Source organism: Streptomyces sp. NPDC058295 (assembly GCF_042880655.1).
In the GTDB taxonomy this organism is placed as follows: Bacteria; Actinomycetota; Actinomycetes; order Streptomycetales; family Streptomycetaceae; genus Streptomyces; species Streptomyces coriariae.
This window is the reverse complement of sequence record NZ_JBHVYO010000046.1, coordinates 33,597-59,613: the sequence shown is the minus strand read 5'-3', so window position 1 is coordinate 59,613 and position 26,017 is coordinate 33,597. Positions and strand designations below refer to the sequence as shown.

Sequence of the window (26,017 nt, the reverse complement as noted above, 5' to 3'; positions counted from 1 at the left end):
CTGCTGCCCTCGGCGATGTCCTGCGGCCCACGGCCCGCTGCGTGCGGGTGAGGGCGCTCGGCTCCCCGGCCCCCAGGGGCGGCCGGGGAGCCGATCAGGCCCACTGGCTCACTGCTCGTCCCTGATGACCTCGCCCTGCACCACCTTGCCGTCCGGGCGGTGGATGCGGGCCTGCTGGAACGCGTCCCCCAAGGTGCCGGGCGTGGCCGCGGCCGCCCTCAGCTTGCGCTCCCCGTAGCCGCTGACCGCCTTCTGGACCGGCGGGAGCAGCAGGAGCAGGCCGATCACGTCGGAGGCCAGGCCCGGGATCATCAGGAACAGGCCGCCGAGCATCATGAGGCCGTTGCCGCCGCTCCGGTCGGAGGAGGCCGTACCGCGCTGGAGTGCCTCGTTCAGGTTCTGGAAGGCCCGGCGACCGGCCCGCTTGATGACCACGGCGCCCAGGACGAACCCGGCGGCCAGGAGCAGGAGGACCACCAGCCCGCTCGTCGCGCCCGCGACCACGGTCAGCAGCCAGATCTCCAGCACCAGCCATGCGGCCAGCGCCAGCGGCAGGAACGTCCGCAGGCGGGAACGGCGGGGTTGGGCCGGGGGCCGGGCGGGTGTCTGGTAGGCGGGGGTCGGAGAGCCAGTCGTCATGCTCCCAGTGTGCCCGGAACAGGCTCAGAGCGGCATAAGGGGAGGATCAGCCGTCGCTGTGAGTCCCAGCCGTCGCTGAGAGTCTCAGCCGTCGCTGTTCGACGGGGCGGGCGCCTGCGGACGCTACGGACGGTCGGCGCTCCGGCCCGTGATCTTGCCGACCCGCTCCCCCACACCCCAGGCCGTGACCCGCCACAGGGCCTCGACGAGGATGTCCCGGCTCATCTTGGAGTCGCCGTGCTCCCGCTCGACGAAGGTGATGGGGACCTCGATGACATGGAAGCCCGCCTTGACGGCACGGCGGGCGAGGTCGACCTGGAAGCAGTACCCCTGGGAGGCGACCTCCTCCAGGCCGAGGCCCTCCAGCGTCTCGCGGCGGAAGGCGCGGTAACCACCGGTGATGTCACGCAGCGGGAGGTCGAGGGCGAGGCGGGAGTAGAGGCTGCCGCCGCGGGAGATGACCTCACGGGACTTGGGCCAGTTGACCACCCGGCCGCCCGGCACCCAGCGGGAGCCCAGGACCAGATCGGCGCCCTTGAGCGCGGTGAGCAGGCGGGGCAGCTCCTCGGGCTGGTGGGAGCCGTCGGCGTCCATCTCGATCAGTACGCCGTAGCCGTTCTCCAGGCCCCAGCGGAAGCCCGCGAGGTAGGCGGCGCCGAGGCCCTCCTTACCCTTGCGGTGCAGGACCTGGACCTGGTCGTCACCGACAGCCAGCTCGTCGGCGAGCTTCCCGGTGCCGTCGGGGCTGTTGTCGTCGGCCACGAGGACGTGAGCCTCGGGGACGGCCTCGCGCACCCGGCCGACGATGGCCTTGATGTTCTCCGCCTCGTTGTAGGTCGGGATGATCACCAAGGCCGTGCCGAGCGGACCGAACTGCCTTCCCCGGTCCTGTGCCGCGAGGGTCCCGTCGTCGTTCACTACTGCCCCTTCAAGTCCGTACGCAGAGGACCACCATAGTGGCCGCCGCCTGCGGTGACGTGACAGGACGTACGTACGGTGGTGTCGAACCCGCGAGTGCGGGGTAAGAACGTACCTTTGGGCTTGTATGTGCGCACCTGCCCCGTGGGGGTGAGCGCAAGCGGGGTGAGCGAGGGGCCTGCTGCGGATGGGGGCCCGGCGCTCTTCGGGCCGGCCCGGGAACCGCTGGCTGCGGGTCGACCGAAAGCCGTTGTCTACTGAGCGCCCGGGCCCCATCCGGGTCACACCTCCCCGACCGGCCGGAACGTTCCCTCGCTGCGGCGCGGGCGCTGAGCCTGGCTGCCAGTGGCGGTGCGCCGGTACGGCTCACCGTCCCTGACCCAGCGGCGCCGCGGCGAGTGCGCGGGCGTTCCCCGGGTGGGGCGTCCGGTGGTGGACTCCGCCGAACCTACCGGCCCCCCGCCATCGGCTGTCAACAGCGGCATGACCTGCGGATCTTCCGTCAATGCCCAGGTCAGCGCGGAGAAGAGACCGGGCGTATGTCGACAGGCGGACGGGTGATCTTCCCCGGGCCGACCCGGGAGATCACTCGCTCGGCCGCAGGAACACGGTCCGGCCGCCCACCACCGTACGCAGGCACACCGGGAGATCGGCGCCGGGGGTCAGGTCCGGCAGGCCGGGGGTGCCGGAGCGGGGGTCGGTGGACCAGCGGGCGACCCGGTCGTCGGGGGTCTGGACGACCAGTTCCTCGGTGCGCCAGACCGCGTAGTCGGCGGGTGCGCCCGGGACCAGGACGCCGGCGTCGTCCCGGCCGATCGCCCGCCAGCCGCCGCGCGTGTGGGCCGTGAAGGCCGCGCGGGCGGACACCCGGTGCTCGGGGGTGCGGTGGAAGGCTGCGGCGCGGACCGTGCCCCAGGGGCCGAGCGGGGTGACCGGGCTGTCCGAGCCGAAGGCGAGCGGGACACCCGCGCGCAGCAGGGCCGCGAAGGGGTTCAGGGTGCGCGCCCGCTCGACGCCGAGCCGCCGGGCGTACATGCCCTCCTCGCCGCCCCACAGGGCGTCGAAGGCGGGCTGGACGGAGGCGGTGAGGCCGAGTTCGGCGAAGGCGGCGATCGTCTCGGGCGTGAGCATCTCGGCGTGCTCGACGCGGTGGCGGGCGGCGCGGATCCGGGCGAGGCCGACCTTCTCCGCGGCGGCGCGCACTCCCTCGACGACGGCGGTCACGGCGGCGTCGCCGATGGCGTGGAAGCCCGCCTGGAGGCCGGCCTCGGTGCAGTCCGTGACGTGCGCGGCGATCTCGGCGGCGTCCAGGTAGCCGGTGCCGGTGTGGTCGGCGTCCGTGTAGGCGGCGTGCAGACAGGCGGTGTGGGAGCCGAGGGCGCCGTCGACGAACAGGTCTCCGGCGGCGCCGAGCGCGCCCAGCCGCCGGGCCTTCTCGACGTCCCGCTCGGCCCAGTAGCCGACGACCCGGGGGCCGGGCTCCTCGGCGGCGAGCCGCAGCAGGTCCGTGAAGTCGTCCTCGGAGGAGATCTCGGGTCCCGCGCACTCGTGGACCGAGCCGATACCGAGGGAGGCGGCGTGCGCGAGGGCGGCCCGCTGGGCCTCCGCGCGCTGAGCCGGCGTCACGGCTGCGAACGCGGCGGCGCGGACGGCGTGGTGGGCGTTCCGGGTGAGCGGCGCGCCGTCCGCGAACCCCGGCTCGGTGCGGGCCCCGGGCGCCAGATCCAGCAGCGCGGTGGTGGCCACGGCGGAGTGGACGTCGATCCGGCTGAGGTAGAGCGGACGGCCGCCGGTCGCCTCGTCCAGCTCCTCCCGTCGGGGCGGGCGGCCCTCCGGCCAGCGGGAAGCGTCCCAACCGTGCCCGAGCAGCACCTTGTCCTGTGGACGGGCCACCGCGAAGGCCCGTACGAGGGCGAGGGCGGCCGCCAGGGAGGGGGCGGTGGAGAGATCGAGACCGGTGAGCGCGAGGCCGGTGGACGTGGTGTGCACATGGGCGTCCGTGAAGGCCGGGGTGACCAGCGCGCCGTCCAGGTCGACCACCTCGTCGACGCCGTCCGCGAAGGCGTCGGCGGCGCCTTCGGAGCCGACCCAGGCGACCTGGCCGCGTTCGACGACCATCGCGGTCGCGAACGGATCGGCGGGGCTGTGTACCTCTCCTCGGCGGAGCAGGACGGTCTTCGGCTCGGCGGTGCGCTCACTCATGGGGAACAGTCTCGCGCCTCGCCCCGGCCGCTCGGCACGGGGACCCCCCGGATCCTTCCGGATCTCCTCGGATCCGCTCAGATGCGGGGCGGCCGGGCCTCGTACGGGGTGGACAGCACGACCGTCGTGCGCGTCGACACGCCGGCGAGCGCCCGGAGCCGCCCGAGCAGCTCCTCCAGCTCGTGCGGGGTGGCCACGCGCACCTTGAGGATGTAGTTCTCGTCACCGGCCACGCTGTGGCAGGCCTCGATCTCCGGTACGCCGGCCAGCCGCTCGGCGATGTCGTCGGGGGCGCTGGGATCGAACGGTTTCACCGAGATGAAGGCGGTCAGGGGCAGCCCGATGGCCTCGGAGTCGACGACGGCCGCGTATCCGCGGATGACGCCGCGCTGTTCCAGCCGGCGCACCCGTTGGTGCACGGCCGAGGTGGACAGGCCCGTGGCCTTGCCCAGGTCGGTGTAACTCATCCGCCCGTCCTTGACGAGCAGCTGCACGATTTGTCGGTCCAGCTCCTCCATGACGAAAGAACTTACCGTGCGCGCGATCTCCGCGTATACCTATGCAGCCCAGGTCATAGCCGGTTTGTGATGTGGCCGGGAATCGACGGCGGCCGGGTGCGGGTCGTTCGGGGCTCGACCGACGCACGAGGCACCTGCAAGCGGCATGTGACGAATGCCACAGCACTCGCCAACTCTTCGTGATGTCCTCGTGATTACCGCCGAGACGGGGCGGGAAGTGCTTGCTGTGGTCGAGGCCGCAGTGCCTTCACGGCCCAGCCCGAGGGGGAGAATCCCATGCAGAGTCTTAAGCGCCCTGGTCGCACCGCGCCCAAGCGGCTCCAGTCCGTCGTCGAACCCGAGCCGGAGGGCGTCGAACCCGACGCGGACTACTCCGACAGCTTCGACGTCGACGACGCCGATCACTTCGACGCGTACGACACGTTCGAGATGTACCGGGTGATCTGCCCGGACTGTGCGCAGCCCATCGCGCTGCTGGCGGACGAGGAGGTCCTGCCGGAGCACGCGCTGTGCGCCTCGCCGTGGAACCCCTTCGGGCTGACGGTCTGTGCCGGGACGGGACGGGGGGCCTCCGAGGCCCGGCCCGCGGACGAGTCCGTGGAGCCCCAGGAGCAGGACACCGCACTCCTGTTGACGCTCCCTCAGGGGCTGGACTGGCGCACACAGCCCTTCTCGCACGTCGGCGGCCCGGGCTCGCGCCCGATGCGCGTTCCGACGATGCGTCGCCTGGCCGCCTGAGCACCGCTTCCGCGCCCGTCTCACCGGCTCGACGCCCGTAGCTGCCCTGCACCATGGCCGGCAGGTCGCCGTGGTGCAGGATCAGTACGTCCGGAGCGTCCGGAACATTCGGGAGGCCGGCGGGGGCGAAATGCGCCTGTCGGTGGGCGATGCGCGCGGCGGGCGGGCGCGGCAACCTTGCTGATCCGTAAGGAATTTGACGGGTCGCCAGGTTGCATCGGACCGACCGGACACGTGTCGCGCCGGAATCGGGGGCACCCCCCGAACTCACGCTCGACCGTTCCTGCCGGTGACCTGTCCGGTGGCTTCGCGTTGCCCTGGTATGGCCCCCACCCAGTCAGTTGCGCCCGGGCGTCACCGCCAGCTCTTCGTCCCCGAGCGTCCGGAACCTGTCCGGGCAGAATCGGTTCCGCTGGCCCCGCCGCCCCCGCAGGACCCGCCCATCTACCGCGACCTTCTGCGCACCTGGGCCGACCGGGGCCGCACCCTTCCGGGACGCCACGACCCGGAGTGGGTACGGCTGGCGGCCCCGCAGGTGCGGCCGGGGCAGTTCAGCGGGTTTCCGGACCCAGTAGGTGACGGGCGATGACCATCCGCTGGATCTGGTTCGTGCCCTCGACGATCTGCAGGACCTTGGCCTCGCGCAGGTAGCGCTCGACGGGGAAGTCGGCGGTGTAGCCGTATCCGCCGAGGACCTGGACGGCGTCGGTGGTGACCTGCATGGCCGCGTCGGTGCAGTGGAGTTTGGCCATCGCCGCCTGCCGGCCGAACGGCCGTCCGGCGTCTCTCTGCCGTGCGGCCGCGAGGTACAGCGCCCGGCCCGCCTCGATCCGGGTCGCCATGTCGGCGATCAGGAAGCGCAGGCCCTGGAAGTCGGCGATCGGGTGCCCGAACTGCCGTCGCTGCCTCGCCCAGCCGACGGCCTCGTCGAGGGCCGCCTGGGCGAGGCCGACCGCGCAGGCCGCGATGCCGAGCCGCCCCGAGTCCAGCGCGGCCAGGGCGATCGCGAAGCCCTGGCCCTCGTCGCCGATGCGCCGGGTGTCGGGGATCCGTACCCCGTCGAGGTGCACCTGGGCGGTGGGCGACCCCTTCAGCCCCATCTTGCGCTCGGGGGCCGCGACGCTCAGTCCCGCGGCGTCACCGGGCACCAGGAACGCGGTGATGCCCGACGCGCCCGCGCCGCCGGTCCTGGCCAGGACGGTGTAGAAGTCGGCGAGTCCGGCGTGGGTGATCCAGGCCTTGGTACCGGTGATCACCCAGTCCCCGCCGCCCTCCCGCACGGCCCTGGTCCGCAGCGAGGCCGCGTCCGACCCGGAGGACGGCTCGGAGAGGCAGTACGCGCCGAGCTGCCCGCCGCCGAGCATGGCGGGCAGGTGCGCGGCCCGCTGCGCGTCCGTGCCGTGGGCGGCCAGCGGGTAGGAGGCCAGCGTGTGGACGCTGACGCCCAGCCCCACGGTGAGGCGGGCCGCGGCGAGCTCCTCGACGACCTGGAGGTACACCTCGTAGGGCTGGTCGCCGCCGCCGTACGCGGAGTCGTACGGCAGACCGAGCAGCCCCGATACGGACAGCAGGGTGAACAGCTCGCGCGGGAAGCGCCCGGCGTCCTCCTCCTCTGCGGCGGCCGGCGCGATCTCGCGCCGGGCGATGTCACGCACCAGCGCCATGAGTTCCCGGGCTTCGGCCGTGGGCAGGGAACGGTCCACCGCAGACGGCGCGCGGTCGGGCATGCGAGCTCCTCCTCCCGGACTGACCAGCGGCTTCGCGCTGTGAGTATGCCCGCGGGACACCGCCGCCGCACGGGCGGAACGCCGGAGGGACGGCAGGACGCACCGTCGGACGATTGGTCCGAACCATTGACCGAAGTGGTCTAGTCCTCCTACCGTTTCGCCCCAACGCTTCCCCGCGTTCATGCCAATCGGCGTGCGATCCCCTCTCTGTCCCTGCGAGGAGACACCCGATGCACACCCCGCTCCGCCCCCGCGCCCGGTTCCGGACGCTGCTGTCCGCCGTCTGTTGCGCCGCGCTCGGCGCCGCCCTCCTCGCCGGCGCGGGCACCGCCACCGCCGGCGAACCCCGCCCCGCCGAAGCCCGCGCGAACGGCTCCAAGGTCGTGGGCTACTTCACCGACTGGGGCATCTACGACCGCCAGTACTACGTCAAGAACATCGAGACGTCCGGCTCCGCGGACCGGCTCACCCACATCAACTACGCGTTCGGCAACGTCACCGACGGCAAGTGCGCCCTGGGCGACTCCTGGGCGGACACCGACCGGCCGTTCACCGCCGAGGAGTCCGTGGACGGTGTCGCCGACCCGGCGGACCAGCCGCTCAGCGGCAACTTCAACCAGCTGCGCAAGCTCAAGAAGCTGCACCCGAAGCTCAAGGTCATCTGGTCATTCGGCGGCTGGAGCTGGTCGGGCGGGTTCGGCGAGGCGGCCAAGGACCCGGCGGCCTTCGCCAGGTCCTGCCACGACCTGGTCGAGAGCTCACGCTGGGCGGACGTCTTCGACGGCATCGACATCGACTGGGAGTACCCGAACGCCTGCGGCCTCACCTGCGACACCAGCGGCCGCGAGGCCTTCCGGGACGTCATGAAGGCGCTGCGCGCCCAGTTCGGCGAGCGCGAGCTGATCACGGCCGCGATCACGGCGGACGCGACCGCCGGCGGCAAGATCGACGCGGCGGACTACGGGGGCGCGGCGCGGTACCTCGACTGGTACAACCCGATGACGTACGACTACTTCGGCGCATGGGCGGCCACCGGCCCCACGGCACCGCACTCGCCGCTGACCTCGTACCCGGGCATCCCGCAGCAGGGCTACGACACCGCCGCCACGATCGCCAAGCTCAAAAGCCTGGGCATCCCGGCACGCAAGCTGCTGCTCGGCATCGGCTTCTACGGGCGCGGCTGGACCGGCGTCACCCAGACGAAGCCGGGCGGCACGGCCACCGGTCCCGCGGCGGGGACGTACGAGGACGGCAACGAGGACTACAAGGTCCTCAAGGCCAAGTGCCCGGCGACCGGCACGGTCGGCGGCACCGCCTACGCCAAGTGCGGGAACGACTGGTGGAGTTACGACACCCCCGCGACCATCGCCACGAAGATGAAGTACAAGTCCCGGCAGGGGCTGGGCGGCACGTTCTTCTGGGAGCTGAGCGGGGACACGGCCGACGGTGAGCTGATCCGCGCGATCAAATAGCCCGGTCCATGCGGCACTTGGGGCGGAGGACCACGAGCCTCCGCCCCCCGGTGCGTCCGCCTCGCACGCCTGCCTCGCGCCTGCGCCCCGCGCCTCCGCCTAGCGCGCCGGTCCAGGCGCGTCAGTCCTCGTGCGTCGGTCCTCGTGCGTCAGTCCTCGCGGCGGGCCGGCTTCGGCGCGGCGAAGGCGGGGTCGAGTTCCTCGATGGCGCGCAGGCAGCCGCCCAGGGTCTTCACCAGCAGATCGCCCATGATCTCGCGGGAGAGTTCGGGACGGGCGATCCACTCCAGGGTGGCGCCCTCGACGCTGCACACCCAGGCGAGCAGGCCCATGCGGGGCAGTGCCGGAATGTCGCTGCTGCCGTACGCGCCCTCGGCGATGGTCGCCACGATCGCCGCGCGCACCCCGTCCCGGATGGCGTGCACCTCGGTGTCGAAGCCGACGCCGCCGCTGACGATCGTGCGGTAGGCGGCCGTATTGTGCTCGGCGTAGCGCAGATAGCTGTCGATGGTGCGGTGCACCCGGTCCACCTGGGGCAGTTCGAGGCCGCTCGCCGCGAAGGTGACCAGATCCGCGACGGAGTCCTGGATGATCGCCAGGTAGTAGCCGCGCTTGGACTGGAAGTAGTAGTAGATCAGCCCCTTGGCGACATGCGCCTGCCGGGCGATGTCGTCCATCGAGAGCGCGTCGTAGGACGTGTCGGCGAACAACTTCCGCCCGATGGAGATGAGTTCGGCGCGGCGCGCCAGTGAGCGCTCGGTGCCGCGTGCCCGGGGACGGGCGACTTCGCGCTGTTCACTGATATTCAATTTCGACCCTGGTCTCGGGCGGTCGGCGGGACCTCCGCAGTATGTCAGGTCAACCGTGCGTCAGGTCACGCCCGTCACAGCAGCCCGAGCTGGGTGACCAGCATCGCGACGACCGCGACGAGGACCCAGCCCATGAGGTGCTCGAGGATCTTCGGGCCGTCGGTCTCGGGGCCGCCGGTGCGGGTGCGGGTGGCGGTTGCTGTCTGTGCGGTCATGGTGTCTCGCTGAGGTCGGACGGACAGGGTGGTTCCCCCCACCGATCCGTCCACCTTGCCACCCGCCGGGGCTTTTGCGGCGGAGACCTTGCTCACACGGGGACCCCCACCGCCGTGAGGGCCTTGCACTGGCGGGCCGTCGGACGCGCCGGGAAGTAGAGGTAGCAGACGCCTCCGGTGCCCGACGCGACCTTGCCGCTCGCGTTGTACCGCTTGGTCCTGAGCCAGATGTTCTCGAACTCGCGCCGCCGGTACACGCGCCGCACCGCCGTGTCGTCCGCCGAGAACGGGTCGTTGGCGATCACATCGCCCTCGGCCGTGAAGCCGATCACGGTCATCAGGTGCCCGGAGGTGCCGTAGCCCGCGCCCGTGAGCTCCTCCTTGAGGAAGGACTGGGACGTTATGGCCGGGATCCCCGCCGCGATCAGGGTCTCCAGGTCGGTGAGCGAGCCGAGCCGGGTGACCACACCCTGGAGATCCTTGAAGGTGGCCGCGTAGGCGGCGTTGAACGGCCAGTTGCCGCAGCCGGCGTACTGGTGGTCGTACGTGTGCCTGGCCGCGTGGCAGACCTGCGGGTCGGCGTAGGACGGGTCGACCCACGCCAGCTGCTCGGCGGTGAGCCGGCCGCCCCAGTACTCGACGATCATCTGCGAGGAGGTGGGGCTGCACCAGGCCTCGCCGCCGTTGTCGTACTCGGGGTACTGGCCCAGGTGGATCTCCTGCGAGTAGCGCGGGACGGCCAGCTCCTGCGCGAGGCCGGGCACGGAGGCCGGGACGGTGAACCGGTCCGGGACGTCGGAGCCCATCACGCCCAGCCGCCACACGGTCGGGGTGAGCTTGGTGCCGGGGCGGCGGTACAGCGTGAGACGGAGTCGGCAGGAGGCGAGACGCAGGCCGGTCGAGGCGTCGTCGATCGCGAAGGTGTCGGTCCAGACGGTGCTCCGGCCGTCGGTCTGGTCGTCGACCGAGGTGCGCTTGATGTCCTGGTCGCCGGAGGCCCAGCGGCCCATCACGTACCAGGGGGTGTCCGTGCCGTCGGAGTACGTGCCCTTCAGCTCGACCTGGAGCCAGGTGCCGGCCGGGGTGCTCGCGTTCCAGGAGGCGATCACCTCCGTCGACGGGACGGCGAGCTTCTGAACCGGGGCCGTCCAGGTCGCGTACTCCCAGGTGGCCGTGGTCTTGGTGTGCGGGTCGGTGTAGTCGACGGTGCCGAGCGGGGCGCCGACGACCACACCCGGGCGCAGGCCCGCCACGGCACGGGTGCCCTTGGCCGTACCGGCGCGCCAGTCGGCGTACGTGGTCCAGGAGCGGTGGTCGACGGTCCGGGCCGGGGCCGACTCGGCGGTCGCGGTGTCCGTCGCGTCGGCGGCCGTGGCGGCCGGGGCCGAGCCCCCTGCCACCGCGGCGGCGACCGCGGCGACGAGGACCGTTCTGCGGGACGGCTGTTCGGCTCTGCTCATGTGCGGAAGACCCCCAGGGTGTCTGCGCGACTGTGCGCCAACTATGAACGGAGCGGGCCCCGCCTTCCAGCACTTCCGCCCGTGCCACGCCACCAATATTGGTCTGAGCCACTGGCGGCCCGGCCGGCCGACCGTAGACTTCGGCACCGTACGACGTCCCCCTTCACCCCGCTCTTCGTCCCGGGAATCGCCATCCATCAGCTCGCCTCCCGCCTGCGCCGTCTGCCGCCGTCCTGTGGACCGGTCCGGCTGATCGGTGTGGACGGACACGCGGGCTCGGGGAAGTCCACCCTGGCCGGGAGACTCGCCGAGGCGCTGGGGGGCGCGCCGGTGCTGCGTCTCGACGACCTCGCCAGCCACGACGAACTGTTCGACTGGACCGGGCGGCTGCTGACCCAGGTCATCGAGCCGTTCGGCCGCGGCGAGACCGCGCACTACGCCCCCTACGACTGGCACGCGCGTCGCTTCGGCCCGTCGCGGCCGCTGCCCGCGGCCCCCGTCGTCCTGGTCGAGGGGGTCGGCGCCGGCCGCCGGGCCCTGCGGCCGTTCCTGGCGTGTCTGCTGTGGATGGACATGCCACCCGAGGAGGCCTGGGCGCGCGGACGGTCCCGGGACGGGGAGGAGCAGCGGGAGTTCTGGGACGGGTGGGTCGCGGCCGAGAACCGTCACTTCGCCGATGACCCTTCGCGCCCCCATGCCGCCCTGCTGGTACGGCAGTTGAGGCAGGGATACGAGGTGCTGCCGGGACCGGTGGGAGACCTTGGACCACACCAGGATGTCACCCACCGTGATGGACCACCCGCGATGTGGTGAACGTGTGAAGGGCCCTGCGTTCGAACTTCGCCAACTGCTTGAACTGTGCTTGACCGACGGCCCGTACAGGACTTACGTTCTGAATGTGCGGCCATCACAGCCGCCCTCAGGACGCGAAGCCCCCGGTTGTTCCCCCGTGATCGGGGGCTTCGTTCTGTCCTCATCCCGCCCGGCGCCCCGTTTCCGGACGCGTCACGGCACGATTCGCTCACCCAGGGTCACCGCGCGTGATGCGCCCCGTGCGCTCCCACCTCGCCGAACGGCCTGTGCGCACCCTACGGCGAGCGGCTCCCACGCAGGTACGATGCCCTCGGTGCGACCTGGGCGACTGCCTCGCGCACCTTGCAACTCCGGTCCGCGGCACAGCGGTTCGACCAAGGCAGCCGAAGGGCGACGCCCGGCGGCACACCGACGGGGGCACGGTTTGTGGGGGACGTGATGGACTTCGGCACGCAGGGCCCCGACGCCCCGGCCGACCTCGCCTGGCTGCGAGGCGTGGACGCCTACACGATGGGCGCCTATCCGCAGGCGGAGGAGGAGTTCCGCACCGCGGTGCGGATCGATCCCGGTATGGCCGACGGCTGGCTCGGGCTGCACGCGCTGCGCGTCGACACGACGACCGCGCTGCTCAGGATGTACCGGCATCGCGAGCGCTTCGGCGAGCAGCGGACCCGGCACCGCCGCACCCTCAACTCCTGGTACTGGCTGGGCTGGTGGGTGCAACCGGTGCTGGAGAGTCCGCGCGACCTGCTGCTGGCGCACGCCTCGCACTGGCTGGACGGCCGCCATGTGCCCGAACTGGACCGGGCGCTCGCCGGGCTGCCGCCGGTCGACACCGATCACCAGGTCCGCTTCCTGCACGCCTGCCGCGCCTATCTGGTCAAGGACTGGGAGCAGCTGGTCCGGCACACCGACCCGCTGCTCGACGACACCCTGCTGGGCATCGAGGCCGGCCTCTTCGGCGGCATGGCCCGGGTCCGCCTGGAGATGTACGGACAGGCCGAGCCGCTGCTGTCGTCGGCCCTGATGCGCTGCCGCAGCGAGCAGCCGCAGCGCAAGGAGCTGCGGTACTGGCTGGCACGGGCCCATGAGGGAACGGGCCGTTCGGCGGCGGCTCTCCCCCTGTACCGGGCGGTGCACCGCGTCGACGCCGCCTTCATGGACACCTCCGCCCGGCTCGCCGCGATCGCCGAGGGCGACGGATACGACGATCCCGCCGACTTCGCGGCGATCACGCTCACCGGGGTCGGGCAGGACATGGTGGACGGCCCCGACGGCTTCGACCCGCTGTTCGGCACCGAGGGCCGGGATCTGCGGCTGACCGAGCCCTCCGACCTGCCGCCCGTCGTCCCGCTGCCGTCGGTGACCGACCCGGCGGTGCGGGAGAAGAGCGTCATCGCCTCCTCGCTGCCGGCCGGTCCCACCGATCCCGTGTTACTCGAGGAGGCGCTCGCCGAACTGGAGGGCATGGTCGGCCTGGAGCCGGTGAAACGCCAGGTCAAGGCGCTGTCCGCGCAGCTCAACATGGCGCGGCTGCGGACCGGCCAGGGCCTTCCGGTCCAGCCGCCGAAGCGTCATTTCGTCTTCTCCGGTCCGTCCGGCACCGGCAAGACCACGGTGGCCCGCATCCTCGGCCGGGTGTTCTACGCCCTCGGCCTGCTGGGCGGCGACCATCTCGTGGAGGCCCAGCGGGCCGACCTGGTCGGCGAGTACCTCGGCCAGACGGCCGTGAAGGCCAACGAGCTGATCGACTCCGCCCTCGGTGGCGTGCTCTTCGTCGACGAGGCGTACTCGCTCTCGAACTCCGGGTACGGCAAGGGCGACGCGTACGGCGACGAGGCGCTCCAGGTGCTGCTGAAGCGGGCCGAGGACAACCGGGACCACCTGGTGGTGATCCTGGCCGGCTATCCGGAGGGCATGGACCGTCTGCTGGCCGCGAACCCCGGGCTGTCCTCCCGCTTCACGACCCGTGTCGACTTCCCGTCCTACCGGCCGCTCGAGCTCACCTCCATCGGCGAGGTGCTGGCCGCGGAGAACGGCGACGCATGGGACGAGGAGGCCCTGGACGAGCTGCGCTCCATCGCCGGGCACGTCGTGGACCAGGGGTGGATCGACGAACTGGGCAACGGGCGGTTCCTGCGCACCCTGTACGAGAAGAGCTGCGCCTACCGGGATCTTCGGCTGTCGACCTGTCCGGGCGGGCTGACCCGGGACGACCTCGCGACCCTGCGCCTGCCGGATCTCATGCAGGCGTACGGGGAGGTGCTGTCGGGGAGGGGGCCGCAGGATCCGGCGGTGTGACGGATCCCGCGGCGCCGCTCAGCTCGCCAGCGCTTCCTCCGGGGACGGGGGTCCACTCTGCTCCACCGGAGCCGACACCCTGGGGGAACTCCCCCTCGGCTCCGTCAGCCGGATCCCGGAGACCTCGCGGTGCGCGGGGTCGGTGACCTCGCCCACCAGCAGCTCCAGTACGTCCTCCAGGGCGACCAGACCGAGCACCCTGCCGGACGCGTCGGCCACCTGCGCCAGGTGGGTCGCCGCCCGGCGCATCACCGTCAGCGCGTCGTCCAGCGGCAGCTCGGAGCGGAGCGTCGTCATCGGGCGCCACACCTGCTGCGGCACCGCCCGCTCGGATTCCTCCAGGTCGAGGACGTCCTTCACGTGCAGGTAGCCCATGAAGGCGCCGTTCTCCGCGGCCAACGGGAAGCGGGAGTAGCCGGTGCGGGCGGTCAGTCCGACGATCTCCCCGGGGGTGACCGACGGGCTGACCGTCACCAGCGACTCGCGCTTCAGCAGCACGTCCGTCACCGGGCGGGAGCCCAGCTCCAGCGCGTCCTCCAGCCGTTCCTGCTCCTCGGGGTCGAGAAGGCCGGCCTGGCCGGAGTCCTCCAGCAGGCGGTTCAGCTGCTCGCTGGTGACGACGGCCTCGACCTCGTCCTTGGGTTCGACGTGGAAGAGCCGCAGGATGCCGCGGGCGCAGGCGCCTAGGGCCACCGTGATCGGCCGGCAGACCCGGGCGAAGGCGACCAGGCCGGGGCTGAGCCACAGCGCGGCCTTCTCGGGGGCCGCCATGGCGAGGTTCTTCGGGACCATCTCGCCGATGACGAGGTGGAAGAAGACCACGGCCGCGAGGGCCACCACATAGCCCAGCGGGTGGATCATGCCGTGCGGGAGGTGGACCGCCTCGAGGACCGGCTCCAGCAGGTGCGCGACCGTCGGTTCGGCGACCGCGCCCAGGGTGAGGGAGCAGACGGTGATGCCGAACTGGGCCGCCGCCATCATCTGGGGCAGGCGTTCCAGACCGTAGAGGACCTGACGGGCCCGTGCGGTGCCCAGGGGCTCGATCTGGCTGCGGCGGACGGAGACGAGCGCGAACTCGGCGCCGACGAAGAATCCGTTGGCGAGCACGAGCAGCGCGGCGAAGAGAAGCTGGAAGGCGCTCATCGGGCGACCTCCACGACCTGGCTGGTCCGCACCAGGCGGACCCGCTCGGCGCGGTAGTGGCCGACGCGGCGTACGGAGACCCGCCAGCCGGGCAGTTCGGCCCGGTCGCCGACGGCCGGGATCCGGCCGAGTAGGTCGGCGACCAGCCCGGCGACCGTCTCGTACGGCCCCTCGGGGACCGCCAGGCCTATGCGCTGGAGGGTGTCGACACGGCAGCTGCCGTCCACGTCCCAGGCGGGCCTGCCCTCCTCGGGCGGGGCCGCGGCGAGTTCGGGCGTGTCCTGGCCGTCGTGCTCGTCACGGACCTCGCCGACGATCTCCTCGACGATGTCCTCGAGCGTGACCACGCCGGCCGTGCCGCCGTACTCGTCGACGACGACGGCGATGGGCTGCTCGCTGCGCAGCCGGGCCAGCAGGGGCTGGACGGGCAGGGTCTCCGGGACCAGCAGCGCGGGGCGGGCGATACGGCCGAGCGGGGTACGCAGCCGGTCGTGGACGGGGATCGCCAGGGCGTCCTTGAGGTGGACCATGCCGACGATCTCGTCGATCTTCTCGCGGTAGACGGGGAACCGGGACAGACCGGTGGCGCGGGTCAGGTTGACCACGTCCTCGGCGGTGGCCGAGGACTGCAGGGCGCTCACCTTCACCCGTGGGGTCATGACGTGCTGAGCGGTCAGCTCGGCAAGCGACAGGGTCCGGACGAAGAGGTCGGCCGTGTCCTGTTCGAGCGCCCCGGCCCGGGCCGAGTGACGGGCCAGCGAGACGAGTTCGCCGGGGGTGCGCGCGGAGGCCAGCTCCGCGGTGGGCTCGATGCCCAGGGCGCGCACCAGCCGGTTGGCCACGGTGTTGAGCGCCGCGATCACCGGCCGGAAGAGGCGGGAGAAGCCGGCCTGCGGGCCCGCGACGAAGCGCGCGACCTGGAGGGGCTTGGACACCGCCCAGTTCTTGGGCACGAGCTCGCCGATCACCATCTGCACGGCGGAGGCCAGCAGCATGCCGACGACCACGGCGACACCGGAGACGGCACCCTCGGGGACGCCGATCGCGGTGAACGGGCCGTGCAGCAGCTCGGCCAGCGCCGGTTCGGCGAGCATGCCGACGACGAGGGAGGTGATGGTGATGCCGAGCTGGGTGCCGGAGAGCTGGAAGGACAGTTCCTTCAGCGACTCGACGACCGTGCGGGCTCGTCTGTCGCCCTCGGCGGCGGCCTTCTCGGCGTCCGGCCGCTCGACCGTGATGAGGCCGAACTCGGCGGCGACGAAGAAGCCGTTGGCGAGGATGAGCAGGAACGCGGCTGCCAGGAGCAGCAACGGGGTGGTCATGATGCCGCCGCCTCCGAAAGAGGTCGGACAGGGGCGGCGCAGGTACTACAGGACGAACCGTCCATCGCCGGAGGGAGTCACTCCTCGGGTAGCAGGAACCCCTGTGCACCCGGCTGGGAGCCACAGGGGCGGAGGCGTCGGAAAAACGCCTCCGTCACCAGGTTAATCAAGACACGGGCTTCAGCGGCAGGGTGGACGGCCCCGAGTCAGCCCTGATCTTGCTCTGTGGACTCCTCGGGGTCCCGGACGGACCGGGCTTCCGCGAGGGTCCGCAGGGTGCGCGCGTCGGCGATGGCCTGCTGCTTGTCGATGCCCGGCTGGATACCGAGGGCGGGCAGGCTGGTGCCGTCGCTGAGGTTGAGGAACACCCAGGGGTCGCCCGGACGGAGGTTCACCTGGACGATCTCGGCCCAGTCCAGGCGCCGCCTGCTGGCGATGTTCACGACGGTGACGCCGGAGTCGTCGGCGACGACCCGCACCCGGGCGAGCTGGGCCAGCACCCAGAAGATGAGGGCGCCGGTGAGGATGAAGCTGAGCCGCTCCCCCGGGCCGAGCTGCTCCAGCAGCATCGCCACGGCGGAGATGACGAGGAGGATCACCACTCCGGCCGTGAGCAGCACCACACGGGTGCGCCCTGGCCGGAAGGTGACGGGGAGGTTCGGCAGGTTGGACATGTTCCCGGCTGAGGTCAGAGTCGGCAGGCGTGGATGGCCGTGGTCAGGATGGCGCGGGCGCCGATGTCGTAGAGGTCGTCCATGATCCGCTGGGCCTCCTTGGCCGGGACCATGGCGCGGACGGCGACCCAGCCCTCGTTGTGCAGCGGGGAGACGGTCGGCGACTCCAGACCCGGGGTCAGCGCGACGGCCTTCTCGAGCTGCTCGACCCGGCAGTCGTAGTCCATCATCACGTACGTGCGGGCGACCAGGACGCCCTGGAGGCGGCGCAGGAACTGCTGCACCTTGGGCTCCTCGACGTCGGCGCCGGTGCGCCGGATCACGATGGCCTCGGACTTCATGATGGGCTCGCCGAAGACCTCGAGGCCCGCGTTGCGCAGTGAGGTGCCGGTCTCGACGACGTCGGCGATGACCTCGGCGACACCCAGTTCGATCGCGGTCTCGACGGCGCCGTCGAGGTGGACGACCGAGGCGTCGATGCCCTGCTCCGCCAGGTGCTTGGCGACGATGCCCTCGTAGGAGGTGGCGACCGTGCGGCCCTGGAGGTCCTCGATGCCGTCGGCCGTGCCCGGCTTGGCGGCGAAGCGGAAGGTGGAGCGGGCGAAGCCGAGCGGGAGGATCTCCTCGGCGTTGGCGCCGGAGTCGATCAGCAGGTCGCGGCCGGTGACGCCGATGTCGAGGCGCCCGGAGGAGACGTAGATCGCGATGTCCCGGGGGCGGAGGTAGAAGAACTCGACGTCGTTGACCGGGTCGACGATCCGCAGCTCCTTGGACTCGCGGCGCTGCTGGTAGCCGGCCTCATGCAGCATCTCCCCCGCGGGGCCTGACAGGGAACCCTTGTTGGGGACGGCGATGCGCAGCATGAGGTCGGCTTCCTTCGCATGGAACGTGACGATCGGGGCGGATGTCTGCGGTGGTGATGTGTGCGGTGGTGTCTGAAAAATGATGTTTACAGGTGGGCGTACACGTCGTCCAGCGAGATTCCGCGGGCGACCATCATCACCTGGACGTGGTAGAGCAGCTGCGAGATCTCCTCGGCGGCTGCCTCCTTGCCTTCGTACTCGGCCGCCATCCAGACCTCTGCGGCCTCTTCGACGACCTTCTTGCCGATGGCATGGACGCCCTTCCCGACCAGTTCTGCGGTGCGGGAAGTGGCGGGGTCGCCGCTGGCGGCCTTCTGCTGGAGCTCGGTGAAGAGCTCCTCGAACGTCTTCTTGGACATGGTGATCCCACCCTAGCCGTTGTGCCGGCCTGCCTACCGCCAGGGTTCGGATACTGAGCGGAGGGTGGCCGCGGTCGCCACCGCCGCCGTCACCGCCTCGTGTCCCTTGTCCTCGTTGGAGCCCTCGAGGCCGGCCCGGTCCAGGGCCTGCTCCTCGGTGTCACAGGTGAGGACGCCCATGCCGACGGGCACGCCGGTCTCGACGGACACCTGGGTGAGTCCCTGGGTGACGCCCTGGCACACGTACTCGAAGTGCGGGGTGCCGCCGCGGATGACGACGCCGAGGGCGACGATCGCGTCGTAGCCCCGCCCGGCCAGCACCTTGGCGACGACCGGGAGCTCCCAGCTGCCGGGGACCCTCAGCAGGGTCGGCTCGTCGATGCCGAGGTCGTGCAGGGCGCGCAGAGCGCCGTCGACCAGTCCGTCCATCACCTTCTCGTGCCACTGTGCCGCGATGACGGCGACCCGCAGGTCACCCACATTGCGTACGGACAGCTCCGGTGCGCCCTTGCCGCTCACGTCTCTCCTCTTGCCTTTCGTATCTTGCCGACTTGCGTTACTGGTTGCCGCAGGGGGACACGGGGGCCGTGTCCAGCCAGGGCAGGTCGTGTCCCATCCGGTCCCGCTTGGTGCGCAGGTAGCGGATGTTGTGCTCGCCCGCCTGTACGGGCATCGGCTCGCGCCGGGTGACCTCGATGCCGTGCCGGACGAGGGCGTCGGTCTTCTCGGGGTTGTTGGTCATCAGGCGCACGCTGCGCACGCCGAGGTCCTCCAGGATCTGCGCGCCGGCCGCGTAGTCACGGGCGTCGGCGGGCAGGCCCAGCTCCAGGTTGGCGTCGAGGGTGTCGTGCCCCTGCTCCTGGAGCTCGTAGGCCCTCAGCTTGGAGAGCAGACCGATGCCCCGGCCCTCGTGTCCGCGCAGATAGACCACCACGCCCCGGCCCTCGCTCTGGATGCGCTCCAGGGAGGTGTCGAGCTGGGGGCCGCAGTCGCAGCGCTGGGAGGAGAAGATGTCGCCGGTGAGGCACTCGGAGTGCACCCGGACGAGGACGTCCTCGCCGTCGCCGATCTCGCCGTGGACCAGGGCGACGTGCTCGACCCCGTCGACGGTGGAGCGGTAGCCGTACGCGGTGAAGGTGCCGTGGACGGTGGGCAGCCGGGTCTGCGCCTCGCGGCGGACGGTGGGCTCGGCGCTGCGGCGGTAGGCGATCAGGTCCTCGATGGAGATGATCGTCAGGCCGTGCTTGCGGGCGAACGGGATCAGTTCGGGCAGGCGGAGCATCCGGCCGTCCTCGCCGGCGATCTCGACGATCGCGCCGGCCGGGCGCAGCCCCGCGAGACGGGCGAGGTCGACGGCCGCCTCGGTGTGGCCGTCGCGGGTCAGCACACCGCCGGGCTTGGCGCGGAGCGGGAAGATGTGTCCCGGGCGGACGAAGTCGGTCGCCTCGGTGGCGCCGCTCGCCAGGAGCCGCAGCGTGGTGGCACGGTCGGCGGCGGAGATGCCGGTGGTCACGCCGTGGGCGGCGGAGGCGTCGACGGAGACCGTGAACGCGGTCTTCATCGACTCGGTGTTGTCCTCGACCATCTGCGGGAGCTCCAGGCGCTCCAGTTCGTCCCCCTCCATGGGGGCGCAGATCAGGCCGCGGCACTCGCTCATCATGAAGGCGACGATCTCCGGGGTGGCCTTCTCCGCGGCGATGACGAGGTCTCCCTCGTTCTCGCGGTCCTCGTCGTCGACGACCACCACGGGGCGGCCGGCGGCGATGTCGGCGATGGCCCGCTCGACGGGGTCCAGCGCGAAGTCCTCGATGCCGTCCGTGCTGTAGAGGATCGGTGCGGTACTCATGCCGGCGCTCCTTCCAGAGCGGGTTGCGAGGCCTTGCGGGAGCGCAGCCACCAGTCGCGCATGCCCCACAGGACGAGCGCGCCGTAGATGACGTAGACGAAGCCGGAGAAGGCGTAGCCGTTGGCGAAGTTCAGGGGGACGCCGACGAGGTCGACGAGGAGCCAGGCGATCCAGAACTCGACCATGCCGCGTGCCTGGGCGTACATGGCGACGATGGTGCCGACGAAGATGTAGGCGTCCGGCCAGGGGTCCCAGGACAGGGACGGGTGGGCCTTGAAGAGCAGGGCCACCGCGACCGTGCCGACGGCGGCGGCGCCGGCCATGGCCGCGCGCTCGATCCAGGTCGCGAAGCGGGGCGTGATCTGACCGTCCGCCGACCGCCCCTTGCTGCGGTTCCACTGCCACCAGCCGTACAGGGCGACGACCATGACGACGACCTGCTTGCCGGCGCTGCCGGTCAGATGGCCGAAGAAGGCGCCGAAGAGGACGAGCCCGGAGAGGAACTGCACCGGCCAGGTCCACAGCGAGCGGCGCCAGCCGAGGGCGAGGGTGATCAGGCCGAGGAGGTTGCCGATCATGTCCGACCAGAGGATGTGCTGGTCGAGGAGGGTGAAGGCCTCGGAGTTCAGCGAGTTCACCGCGCCGCTCCCCGGGTGGTGGCCAGCAGGCGCTCGACGTACTTGGCGACGATGTCCACCTCGAGGTTGACCGGGTCGCCGGCCTGCTTGAGGCCGAGCGTGGTCAGGGCGAGGGTGGTGGGGATGAGGCTGACGGTGAAGAAGTCGGGGCCGGCCTCGACCACCGTGAGGCTGATGCCGTCGACGGTGATCGAGCCCTTCTCCACGACGTACCGGGCGAGGTCGGCGGGGAGGGAGATCTTGATGATCTCCCAGTTCTCGGAGGGCTTGCGCTCCAACACCGCGCCGGTGCCGTCGACATGACCCTGCACGATGTGCCCGCCGAGGCGGTCGCCGACGGCGGTGGGGCGTTCGAGGTTGACGCGGGAGCCTACGCCGAGTGCTCCGAGGCTGGAGCGGTTCAGGGTCTCCGCCATGACGTCGGCGGTGAACTCGTCGCCCTCGTGCTCGACGACGGTGAGACAGACCCCGTTCACGGCGATGGAGTCGCCGTGCTTCGCGCCGTCGGTCACGACGGGGCCGCGCAGCCGGAAGCGGGAGGCGTCGCCGAGATTCTCGACGGCGGTGACCTCACCCAGCTCTTCGACGATTCCGGTGAACACTTCCCGGGTCCTCCTGCCACGTAGGGCACGGACTCCGGGGCCTGTCGATGACGACAGCAGGTACGGGCAACGACACCGGGGGCGACGCCGGACGTACTCGTCCGCGGACGAGTACGTATACGGCGGCGCGCACGAATGCCCGCCCGCCGCGCACTGCCTCCCATCCGGACTTTAACCGTCGGTCCAGGAATTTCACCTGGTCAACCGGTCGCTGGAAGCGACCGGGTCGCGGACTGTAACCGCCGGTTCGGACTTTCACCGACCCCGGAGTGCGCTGCTTTGGTTTACAGGGCCAGTGTGCCACGCCGGGTAGGCGTCCATACAGGTGAAGGATGTGGGGTGGCTCACAGGTCGTCACTTCGGCTTGCGCCCGGCCGGGTTCGCGGCACGGCCGGCTCGAACCGGGATTGGTCCATACCTATTGACGTACTGGTCTAGTCCTTTCTAGGGTCGACGGAGTGCGGCCCGGCGGCGGTGACGACGGCCCTTGCCCGCCGCCGGGTCCCTTCACCCCGGCCGATGGTCGTGCGTTCCGGCGGGCGGGATCCCCGCCGTGAGCTGCGGGACATGCGAGCCGCGGCCGGCCCCGACAAGCTGGACCGGACGGAGGGCGTTCCGGCCGGGAGCGCCCGGGGTCCGAAGGGGCTGAACGGTATGACCACGATCCTGGTGACCGGCGGTACGGGAACCCTCGGCCGGCTCGTCACCGAACGGCTGCGTTCGGACGGGCACGAGGTGCGGGTGCTCAGCCGGCACACCCGGCCGTACGCCGTCGACCTGCGCGAGGGCGGGCCAGGACTCGACGCGGCCGTCACGGGCGTGGACACGATCGTGCACTGCGCGACCACTCCGCGCGGCGACGATGTGCAGGCGGCCGCGAACCTGATCGCCGCGGCGCGGCGGGCCGGGGTGGCACACCTGCTCTACATCTCGATCGTCGGCGTCGACCAGGTGCCGTTCGGCTACTACAAGGCCAAGCTCGCCGTGGAGGAACTGCTGGCGGAGTCGGGGCTCGGCTGGACGGTGCTGCGGGCGACCCAGTTCCACGACCTGCTGGTCCAGCTCTTCCAGGGGCTGGCCAAGGTCCCGGTGATGATGCTGCCGGCCGGGGTGAGCGACCAGCCGGTGGAGGTCACCGAGGTCGCCGGCCGGCTCGCGGAACTGGCCGCGGGCGCGCCGGCCGGCCGGGTGGACGACATGGCCGGGCCCGAGGTCCGCACCTTCGAGTCGCTGGCCCGCGCGTTCCTGAAGGCGAGCGGCCGACGGTGCGCGGTGGTGAACGTGCCGCTGTGGGGCGCGGCCTACCGGGGCTTTCGGGCGGGCGGCCACCTGGCGCCGGAGCGGGCCGTGGGCAAGGGCACCTTCGAGGACTACCTGGCGACGCGTATCCGCCGTTAGGCCGCCGGACACCCGTCAGGCCGTGGACATGCCCTGGGGCACCTCGGTCCTGTGCGCCGTCGAGAAAAGCTCCTCCTGGGCGGCGTCACGGGCCGTCAGCAGCGCCCCGCGCAGCACCGCGCCGCCGCCCAGGACACTGGCGCGCACCTCCGTGGGCAGCGGAGCCATCCGCCGGAGCCGCCCTGCCACCCGGCTCGCGAGCACCTCCCCGCCTGCCTGTCCGACCTCCCCGCCGAGGACCACACAGCCGGGGTCGAGGACGGCGACGACGGAGGCCGCGCCGAGGGCGAGCCGGTCGGCCAGGGCGTCGAGAAAGCCGGCGGCGGCCCCGGTGTCCGGCGCGTCGACCGCCGCGCGCACCAGCGCCGCCGCCACCGGTCCGGCGGGGCGCGCGTGCGCCGTCAGCCCGTACTCCCCCGCCAGTGCGGCGATCGCCGCCGAACCGGCCAGCGAGTGGAAGCCGCCCTCGCAGTCCGTCGCCGAGGGCAGGCCGTCGGTGCCGGGGACCGGCAGGAAGCCGATCTCGCCGGTGCCGCCGGAGGCACCGCGGCGCAGTGCGCCGTCCAGGACGACGGCCGCGCCGGTGCCGTGGCCCAGCCACAGCAGCACGAAGGTGTCGCGGTCCCGGGCGGCGCCCTCGCGCTGTTCGGCCAGGGCGGCGAGGTTCGTCTCGTTCTCGACGTGCGCGTGAGCGGCCGGGAAGCGTTCCTGCAGCGCGGCCACCAGTCGGCGGTGCCACTCGGGCAGGCCGCTGGAGTCGCGCAGCTCGCCGCTGGCGGGGTCGATCAGCCCGGGCGCGCCGATGCCGAGGGTGTGCAGCCGCCCCCCGGCCCGGAGACCCTCGCGCGGGGGTGCCGCGACGGTCTCGGCCTCCTTCACCGCCCGCTCGACCAGCGAGACCGCCTGTTCCACGGCCGTCCCGGTGCCCGTGTCGCCGCCGATCGGCACGGACGCCTCGACGAGCACCCGGCCGACCAGGTCCGAGACGAGCACCGTGACCCCGTCCGTGCGCACATCCAGCGCGGTCAGCAGGGCGCGGTCGGCGACGATGCCGTAGAGCCTGGCGTTCGGCCCCCGGCGCTGCTCGCCCGCCTCCCCGACCACCTCGATCAGACCGGCGGCGGTGAGGCGTTCGACCAGGTCGGCGACCGACGGGCGGGACAGGCCGGTGAGCTGCTTCAACTGCCCTGCCGTCAACGGGCCTTCATGCTGGAGCAGCCGGAGGGCGAGCCGGTCGTTGATGGCCCGGGCGGTGCTCGGAGATGCGGGCATGGCGGGAATCCTCCCATGGCCGAGGGGACCCGATCGGCTGCCGCCGACCGTCGGCCTCTATTTATCAGGCAGGGTTCCTGATAGTTTACGACGGCATCGCGACGGCGCGGCGCGGATCCGGAAGGGACGGGAGAATGAGCGGAGTGGACGAAGTGATCCACGCACCGTCGGAGGTGCGGCGCGCCCGGTACGCCGTGGCGGCCGTGTTCGCCGTGCACGGCGCGGTCACCGGTTCGTTCGCCACCCGCGTGCCGTGGATCCAGGACCACGCCGACGTGTCCACCGGACAGCTCGGGTTCGCGCTCGCCTTCACGGCGTTCGGCGCGGCCTGCGCGATGCCGCTGGCCGGCTCGATCACCCATCGCTTCGGCAGCCGCGCGGCCCTGCGCGGACTGCTCGCGCTGTGGACGCTGTCGCTGACGCTGCCCGCCCTCGCCCCGAACCTGCTGACGCTCTGCCTGGCGATGTTCACGTACGGCGCGAGCGCGGGCATGGCCGACGTCGCGATGAACGCCCTGGGCGTCGAGGTCGAGCGACTGCTCGACAGGTCGATCATGTCGGGGCTGCACGGCATGTGGAGCGCGGGCGCCCTGATCGGTTCGGCGGGCGGGACGCTCGCCGCGCACCTCGGTGCGGACGCGCGCGTGCACCATGTGCTGGCGGCGGCCGTCCTCACCCTGCTCGGCCTGCTGGCCTGCCGCTGGGTGCTGGATCTGCGGCCCGCCGCGGACGAGGAACCGCCCCCGCGGTTCACCCTGCCGCCCCGCTCGGCGCTGCTGATCGGCGCGGTCGGCTTCTGCGCGGTGTTCGCGGAGGGCGCCAGCCTGGACTGGTCGGCCGTCTACCTGCGCGACCAGCTCGGCTCGTCGGCCGGGGCGGCGGCCGCCTGTACGACCGGCTTCATGTTCACGATGGCGGTGGCCCGGATCGTGGGCGACGCGGTGGTGAACCGGTTCGGCGCGGTGCGTACCGTCCGGGCGGGCGGTGTCCTCGCCGCGCTGGGCGGACTGCTGATCGTCGTGGCGGGGCACCCGGCGGTCGCGATGGGCGGGTTCGGGCTGATGGGGCTCGGCATCGCGGTCGTCGTACCGCTGTGCTTCGCGGCGGCCGGGCACAGCGGGCCGAACCCGAGCCAGGCCATCGCGGGCGTCGCGACGATCACGTACACCTCCGGACTGATCGCCCCGAGCCTGATCGGCGGCGTGGCCCAGGCGACCAGCCTGGTGGTGTCCTTCGGCGTGGTGACGGTCCTGGCGTGCGGGCTCGTGCTGTTCGCGGGTGTGCTGCGGGGCGGCGAGCGGATCGGCGCGAAGGTCAGTCCGCAGGCCGCAGCAGTGCCCGGCCCGCGGTCCTGAAGGCGTCGCTCCACGGCGTGGGGCGCATCGTGGTCGCGTCGAGTCGCACCAGGACGCGGGTGCCCCGCGCGTGCGTCGTGACTCCGTCCGCCGAGCAGAACCGGAAGCCGTAGGTCAGTCCCGTGGTACCGAGCCGGTCCAGCCAGAGGTGGACGCCGTACGTGCCGGTACGGGTGACCGGGTTCTCGTAGCCGATCAGCAGTTCCCTGACCACGTTGCAGGCGTCCCCGGCACTCGCCCAGTCACCCTCGAAGCGGACCCCCGTTGTCCTGCCAGAACTCGGTCCAGGCCCGCTCGACGAGCAGCGGGTAGCGGGCGTTGTGCAGCATGCCCAGTGCGTCCAGATCGTCGAAGTGGACGGTGACGGGCATGAGCCGGCCGTACGACACAGCGGGGGCGATCGGGGCTTCGGCGGTCACGGCGGGGGCTCCTGTGCAGGTACGGGGTGCGTGTACGGGGTGCATGTATGGGGAAACTACCCTCATCGTACGGGGTCGCTAAGCGGTCGCTCACCCTCCGTTTAACGTGAGGCCTCAGGGCGGGGAGGCCCCTGCTGGACGAGGGCACCAGGAGCTGCCGGGATTCATTCGCAGTACTCCGGGGTTCACCCCGGGGGTGAAGCGAATCTCACGCCTGCGAGGCGGAGTGTCGCGGTGCCCTTCCGACAGAGCCGGGCTGCGGCGACGGTGAAGGTTCGCTCACATGTTCCCGGTGACGGTGCCTGTTCGACCCG

General features: G+C 71.8%; 24 protein-coding genes, 1 pseudogene and 1 riboswitch. Of the genes and pseudogenes, 6 read left to right on the top strand and 19 right to left on the bottom strand.

From position 1 onward, the window contains the following. Positions 1-108: 108 nt before the first annotated feature. The 4 genes from fxsA to ACFVYS_RS35185 all read right to left on the bottom strand — a co-directional run bounded on the left by fxsA (position 109) and on the right by ACFVYS_RS35185 (position 4,277). Positions 109-639, bottom strand: coding sequence for an FxsA family membrane protein (fxsA, locus tag ACFVYS_RS35200; protein ID WP_389508775.1), 531 nt, complete (start codon positions 637-639; stop codon positions 109-111). A gap of 123 nt (positions 640-762) precedes the next feature. Further along, positions 763-1,557 (bottom strand): polyprenol monophosphomannose synthase, encoded by a 795-nt coding sequence (locus ACFVYS_RS35195; RefSeq protein WP_389508773.1) that lies wholly within the window; start codon positions 1,555-1,557, stop codon positions 763-765. A 585-nt stretch (positions 1,558-2,142) separates the two neighbouring features. Continuing rightward, on the bottom strand, positions 2,143-3,759 hold the full coding sequence (locus tag ACFVYS_RS35190) for an amidohydrolase (RefSeq protein WP_389508771.1): 1,617 nt from the start codon (positions 3,757-3,759) through the stop codon (positions 2,143-2,145). A gap of 77 nt (positions 3,760-3,836) precedes the next feature. Continuing rightward, positions 3,837-4,277: an Lrp/AsnC family transcriptional regulator gene (locus tag ACFVYS_RS35185; RefSeq protein ID WP_020128917.1), complete on the bottom strand. Its 441-nt coding sequence runs from the start codon at positions 4,275-4,277 to the stop codon at positions 3,837-3,839. A gap of 276 nt (positions 4,278-4,553) precedes the next feature. On the opposite strand from ACFVYS_RS35185, the gene ACFVYS_RS35180 reads away from it, so the two are divergent. After that, positions 4,554-5,015, top strand: a complete 462-nt coding sequence (locus ACFVYS_RS35180) for a hypothetical protein (protein WP_389508769.1) — start codon at positions 4,554-4,556, stop codon at positions 5,013-5,015. A gap of 551 nt (positions 5,016-5,566) precedes the next feature. Here ACFVYS_RS35180 and ACFVYS_RS35175 read toward each other — a convergent pair. After that, positions 5,567-6,742: an acyl-CoA dehydrogenase family protein gene (locus tag ACFVYS_RS35175; protein ID WP_389508767.1), complete on the bottom strand. Its 1,176-nt coding sequence runs from the start codon at positions 6,740-6,742 to the stop codon at positions 5,567-5,569. A 230-nt stretch (positions 6,743-6,972) separates the two neighbouring features. On the opposite strand from ACFVYS_RS35175, the gene ACFVYS_RS35170 reads away from it, so the two are divergent. After that, positions 6,973-8,214 (top strand): glycoside hydrolase family 18 protein, encoded by a 1,242-nt coding sequence (locus tag ACFVYS_RS35170; protein ID WP_389508765.1) that lies wholly within the window; start codon positions 6,973-6,975, stop codon positions 8,212-8,214. Between the two features lie 149 nt (positions 8,215-8,363). Here the strand turns inward: ACFVYS_RS35170 and ACFVYS_RS35165 are convergent, their stop codons facing one another. From ACFVYS_RS35165 to ACFVYS_RS35155, 3 genes are all read right to left on the bottom strand, one after another. Next, a complete protein-coding gene (locus ACFVYS_RS35165; protein ID WP_389508763.1) occupies positions 8,364-9,023 on the bottom strand; it encodes a TetR/AcrR family transcriptional regulator in 660 nt (219 codons plus the stop codon). Between the two features lie 74 nt (positions 9,024-9,097). Further along, positions 9,098-9,238 (bottom strand): SCO1431 family membrane protein, encoded by a 141-nt coding sequence (locus tag ACFVYS_RS35160; RefSeq protein ID WP_389508761.1) that lies wholly within the window; start codon positions 9,236-9,238, stop codon positions 9,098-9,100. Between the two features lie 92 nt (positions 9,239-9,330). Continuing rightward, positions 9,331-10,698: a peptidase C39 family protein gene (locus tag ACFVYS_RS35155; protein WP_389508759.1), complete on the bottom strand. Its 1,368-nt coding sequence runs from the start codon at positions 10,696-10,698 to the stop codon at positions 9,331-9,333. 192 nt (positions 10,699-10,890) lie between these two features. Between ACFVYS_RS35155 and ACFVYS_RS35150 the strand changes: the two genes are divergently transcribed. Together ACFVYS_RS35150 and ACFVYS_RS35145 are read left to right on the top strand one after the other, a co-directional pair. Beyond that, positions 10,891-11,511 (top strand): uridine kinase, encoded by a 621-nt coding sequence (locus tag ACFVYS_RS35150; RefSeq protein WP_389508779.1) that lies wholly within the window; start codon positions 10,891-10,893, stop codon positions 11,509-11,511. 438 nt (positions 11,512-11,949) lie between these two features. Then, positions 11,950-13,812 (top strand): AAA family ATPase, encoded by a 1,863-nt coding sequence (locus ACFVYS_RS35145; RefSeq protein WP_389508757.1) that lies wholly within the window; start codon positions 11,950-11,952, stop codon positions 13,810-13,812. 18 nt (positions 13,813-13,830) lie between these two features. Here the strand turns inward: ACFVYS_RS35145 and ACFVYS_RS35140 are convergent, their stop codons facing one another. From ACFVYS_RS35140 to ACFVYS_RS35100, 9 genes are all read right to left on the bottom strand, one after another. Further along, positions 13,831-14,955, bottom strand: a complete 1,125-nt coding sequence (locus ACFVYS_RS35140) for a hemolysin family protein (protein ID WP_389508754.1) — start codon at positions 14,953-14,955, stop codon at positions 13,831-13,833. Continuing rightward, positions 14,952-16,277, bottom strand: coding sequence for a hemolysin family protein (locus ACFVYS_RS35135; RefSeq protein ID WP_389508752.1), 1,326 nt, complete (start codon positions 16,275-16,277; stop codon positions 14,952-14,954). Before ACFVYS_RS35135 ends, ACFVYS_RS35140 begins: the two co-directional genes overlap by 4 nt. A 206-nt stretch (positions 16,278-16,483) precedes the next feature. Continuing rightward, positions 16,484-16,951: a PH domain-containing protein gene (locus ACFVYS_RS35130; RefSeq protein WP_389508751.1), complete on the bottom strand. Its 468-nt coding sequence runs from the start codon at positions 16,949-16,951 to the stop codon at positions 16,484-16,486. Positions 16,952-16,965: 14 nt separating this feature from the next. Next, complete coding sequence (gene hisG / locus ACFVYS_RS35125) at positions 16,966-17,814, bottom strand: ATP phosphoribosyltransferase (protein ID WP_389508750.1); 849 nt, start codon at positions 17,812-17,814, stop codon at positions 16,966-16,968. A gap of 86 nt (positions 17,815-17,900) precedes the next feature. Continuing rightward, positions 17,901-18,173: a phosphoribosyl-ATP diphosphatase gene (locus ACFVYS_RS35120; protein WP_054239553.1), complete on the bottom strand. Its 273-nt coding sequence runs from the start codon at positions 18,171-18,173 to the stop codon at positions 17,901-17,903. A 33-nt stretch (positions 18,174-18,206) separates the two neighbouring features. Next, entirely contained in the window at positions 18,207-18,692 is a 486-nt protein-coding gene (gene ribH, locus ACFVYS_RS35115; RefSeq protein ID WP_020128903.1) for a 6,7-dimethyl-8-ribityllumazine synthase, read from the bottom strand. 37 nt (positions 18,693-18,729) lie between these two features. After that, a complete protein-coding gene (locus ACFVYS_RS35110) occupies positions 18,730-20,019 on the bottom strand; it encodes a bifunctional 3,4-dihydroxy-2-butanone-4-phosphate synthase/GTP cyclohydrolase II (RefSeq protein WP_389508748.1) in 1,290 nt (429 codons plus the stop codon). Further along, entirely contained in the window at positions 20,016-20,657 is a 642-nt protein-coding gene (locus ACFVYS_RS35105; protein ID WP_389508746.1) for a nicotinamide riboside transporter PnuC, read from the bottom strand. Before ACFVYS_RS35105 ends, ACFVYS_RS35110 begins: the two co-directional genes overlap by 4 nt. Beyond that, positions 20,654-21,259 (bottom strand): riboflavin synthase, encoded by a 606-nt coding sequence (locus ACFVYS_RS35100; RefSeq protein WP_389508744.1) that lies wholly within the window; start codon positions 21,257-21,259, stop codon positions 20,654-20,656. The genes ACFVYS_RS35105 and ACFVYS_RS35100 overlap by 4 nt, the downstream gene beginning before the upstream one ends. Before the next feature lie 146 nt (positions 21,260-21,405). Then, a riboswitch (FMN riboswitch) is annotated at positions 21,406-21,536 on the bottom strand. 377 nt (positions 21,537-21,913) lie between these two features. Here ACFVYS_RS35100 and ACFVYS_RS35095 point away from each other — a divergent pair. Beyond that, the gene (locus ACFVYS_RS35095) at positions 21,914-22,657 is read left to right on the top strand and encodes an SDR family oxidoreductase (RefSeq protein ID WP_389508777.1); all 744 of its coding nucleotides are present in this window, start codon (positions 21,914-21,916) and stop codon (positions 22,655-22,657) included. A 15-nt stretch (positions 22,658-22,672) separates the two neighbouring features. Here ACFVYS_RS35095 and ACFVYS_RS35090 read toward each other — a convergent pair whose 3' ends face one another. Further along, entirely contained in the window at positions 22,673-23,929 is a 1,257-nt protein-coding gene (locus tag ACFVYS_RS35090; RefSeq protein ID WP_389508742.1) for an ROK family transcriptional regulator, read from the bottom strand. Positions 23,930-24,063: 134 nt separating this feature from the next. Between ACFVYS_RS35090 and ACFVYS_RS35085 the strand changes: the two genes are divergently transcribed. Further along, a complete protein-coding gene (locus ACFVYS_RS35085) occupies positions 24,064-25,284 on the top strand; it encodes an MFS transporter (RefSeq protein WP_389508740.1) in 1,221 nt (406 codons plus the stop codon). Here the strand turns inward: ACFVYS_RS35085 and ACFVYS_RS35080 are convergent. Next, positions 25,244-25,703: pseudogene (locus ACFVYS_RS35080) on the bottom strand (acyl-CoA thioesterase). The gene ACFVYS_RS35085 and the pseudogene ACFVYS_RS35080 overlap by 41 nt on opposite strands. Between the last annotated feature and the right edge of the window lie 314 nt (positions 25,704-26,017).

Coding starts and splice junctions, on each gene's coding strand:
- ACFVYS_RS35160 (WP_389508761.1), bottom strand. CDS start 9,238: ATGACCGCACAGACAGCAACCGCCACCCGCACCCGCACCGGCGGCCCC.
- ACFVYS_RS35145 (WP_389508757.1), top strand. CDS start 11,950: ATGGACTTCGGCACGCAGGGCCCCGACGCCCCGGCCGACCTCGCCTGG.
- ACFVYS_RS35180 (WP_389508769.1), top strand. CDS start 4,554: ATGCAGAGTCTTAAGCGCCCTGGTCGCACCGCGCCCAAGCGGCTCCAG.
- ACFVYS_RS35155 (WP_389508759.1), bottom strand. CDS start 10,698: ATGAGCAGAGCCGAACAGCCGTCCCGCAGAACGGTCCTCGTCGCCGCG.
- ACFVYS_RS35110 (WP_389508748.1), bottom strand. CDS start 20,019: ATGAGTACCGCACCGATCCTCTACAGCACGGACGGCATCGAGGACTTC.
- ACFVYS_RS35120 (WP_054239553.1), bottom strand. CDS start 18,173: ATGTCCAAGAAGACGTTCGAGGAGCTCTTCACCGAGCTCCAGCAGAAG.
- ACFVYS_RS35140 (WP_389508754.1), bottom strand. CDS start 14,955: ATGAGCGCCTTCCAGCTTCTCTTCGCCGCGCTGCTCGTGCTCGCCAAC.
- ACFVYS_RS35085 (WP_389508740.1), top strand. CDS start 24,064: ATGAGCGGAGTGGACGAAGTGATCCACGCACCGTCGGAGGTGCGGCGC.
- ACFVYS_RS35130 (WP_389508751.1), bottom strand. CDS start 16,951: ATGTCCAACCTGCCGAACCTCCCCGTCACCTTCCGGCCAGGGCGCACC.
- ACFVYS_RS35185 (WP_020128917.1), bottom strand. CDS start 4,277: ATGGAGGAGCTGGACCGACAAATCGTGCAGCTGCTCGTCAAGGACGGG.
- ACFVYS_RS35095 (WP_389508777.1), top strand. CDS start 21,914: ATGACCACGATCCTGGTGACCGGCGGTACGGGAACCCTCGGCCGGCTC.
- ACFVYS_RS35190 (WP_389508771.1), bottom strand. CDS start 3,759: ATGAGTGAGCGCACCGCCGAGCCGAAGACCGTCCTGCTCCGCCGAGGA.
- ACFVYS_RS35090 (WP_389508742.1), bottom strand. CDS start 23,929: ATGCCCGCATCTCCGAGCACCGCCCGGGCCATCAACGACCGGCTCGCC.
- ACFVYS_RS35135 (WP_389508752.1), bottom strand. CDS start 16,277: ATGACCACCCCGTTGCTGCTCCTGGCAGCCGCGTTCCTGCTCATCCTC.
- hisG (WP_389508750.1), bottom strand. CDS start 17,814: ATGCTGCGCATCGCCGTCCCCAACAAGGGTTCCCTGTCAGGCCCCGCG.
- ACFVYS_RS35170 (WP_389508765.1), top strand. CDS start 6,973: ATGCACACCCCGCTCCGCCCCCGCGCCCGGTTCCGGACGCTGCTGTCC.
- ACFVYS_RS35175 (WP_389508767.1), bottom strand. CDS start 6,742: ATGCCCGACCGCGCGCCGTCTGCGGTGGACCGTTCCCTGCCCACGGCC.
- fxsA (WP_389508775.1), bottom strand. CDS start 639: ATGACGACTGGCTCTCCGACCCCCGCCTACCAGACACCCGCCCGGCCC.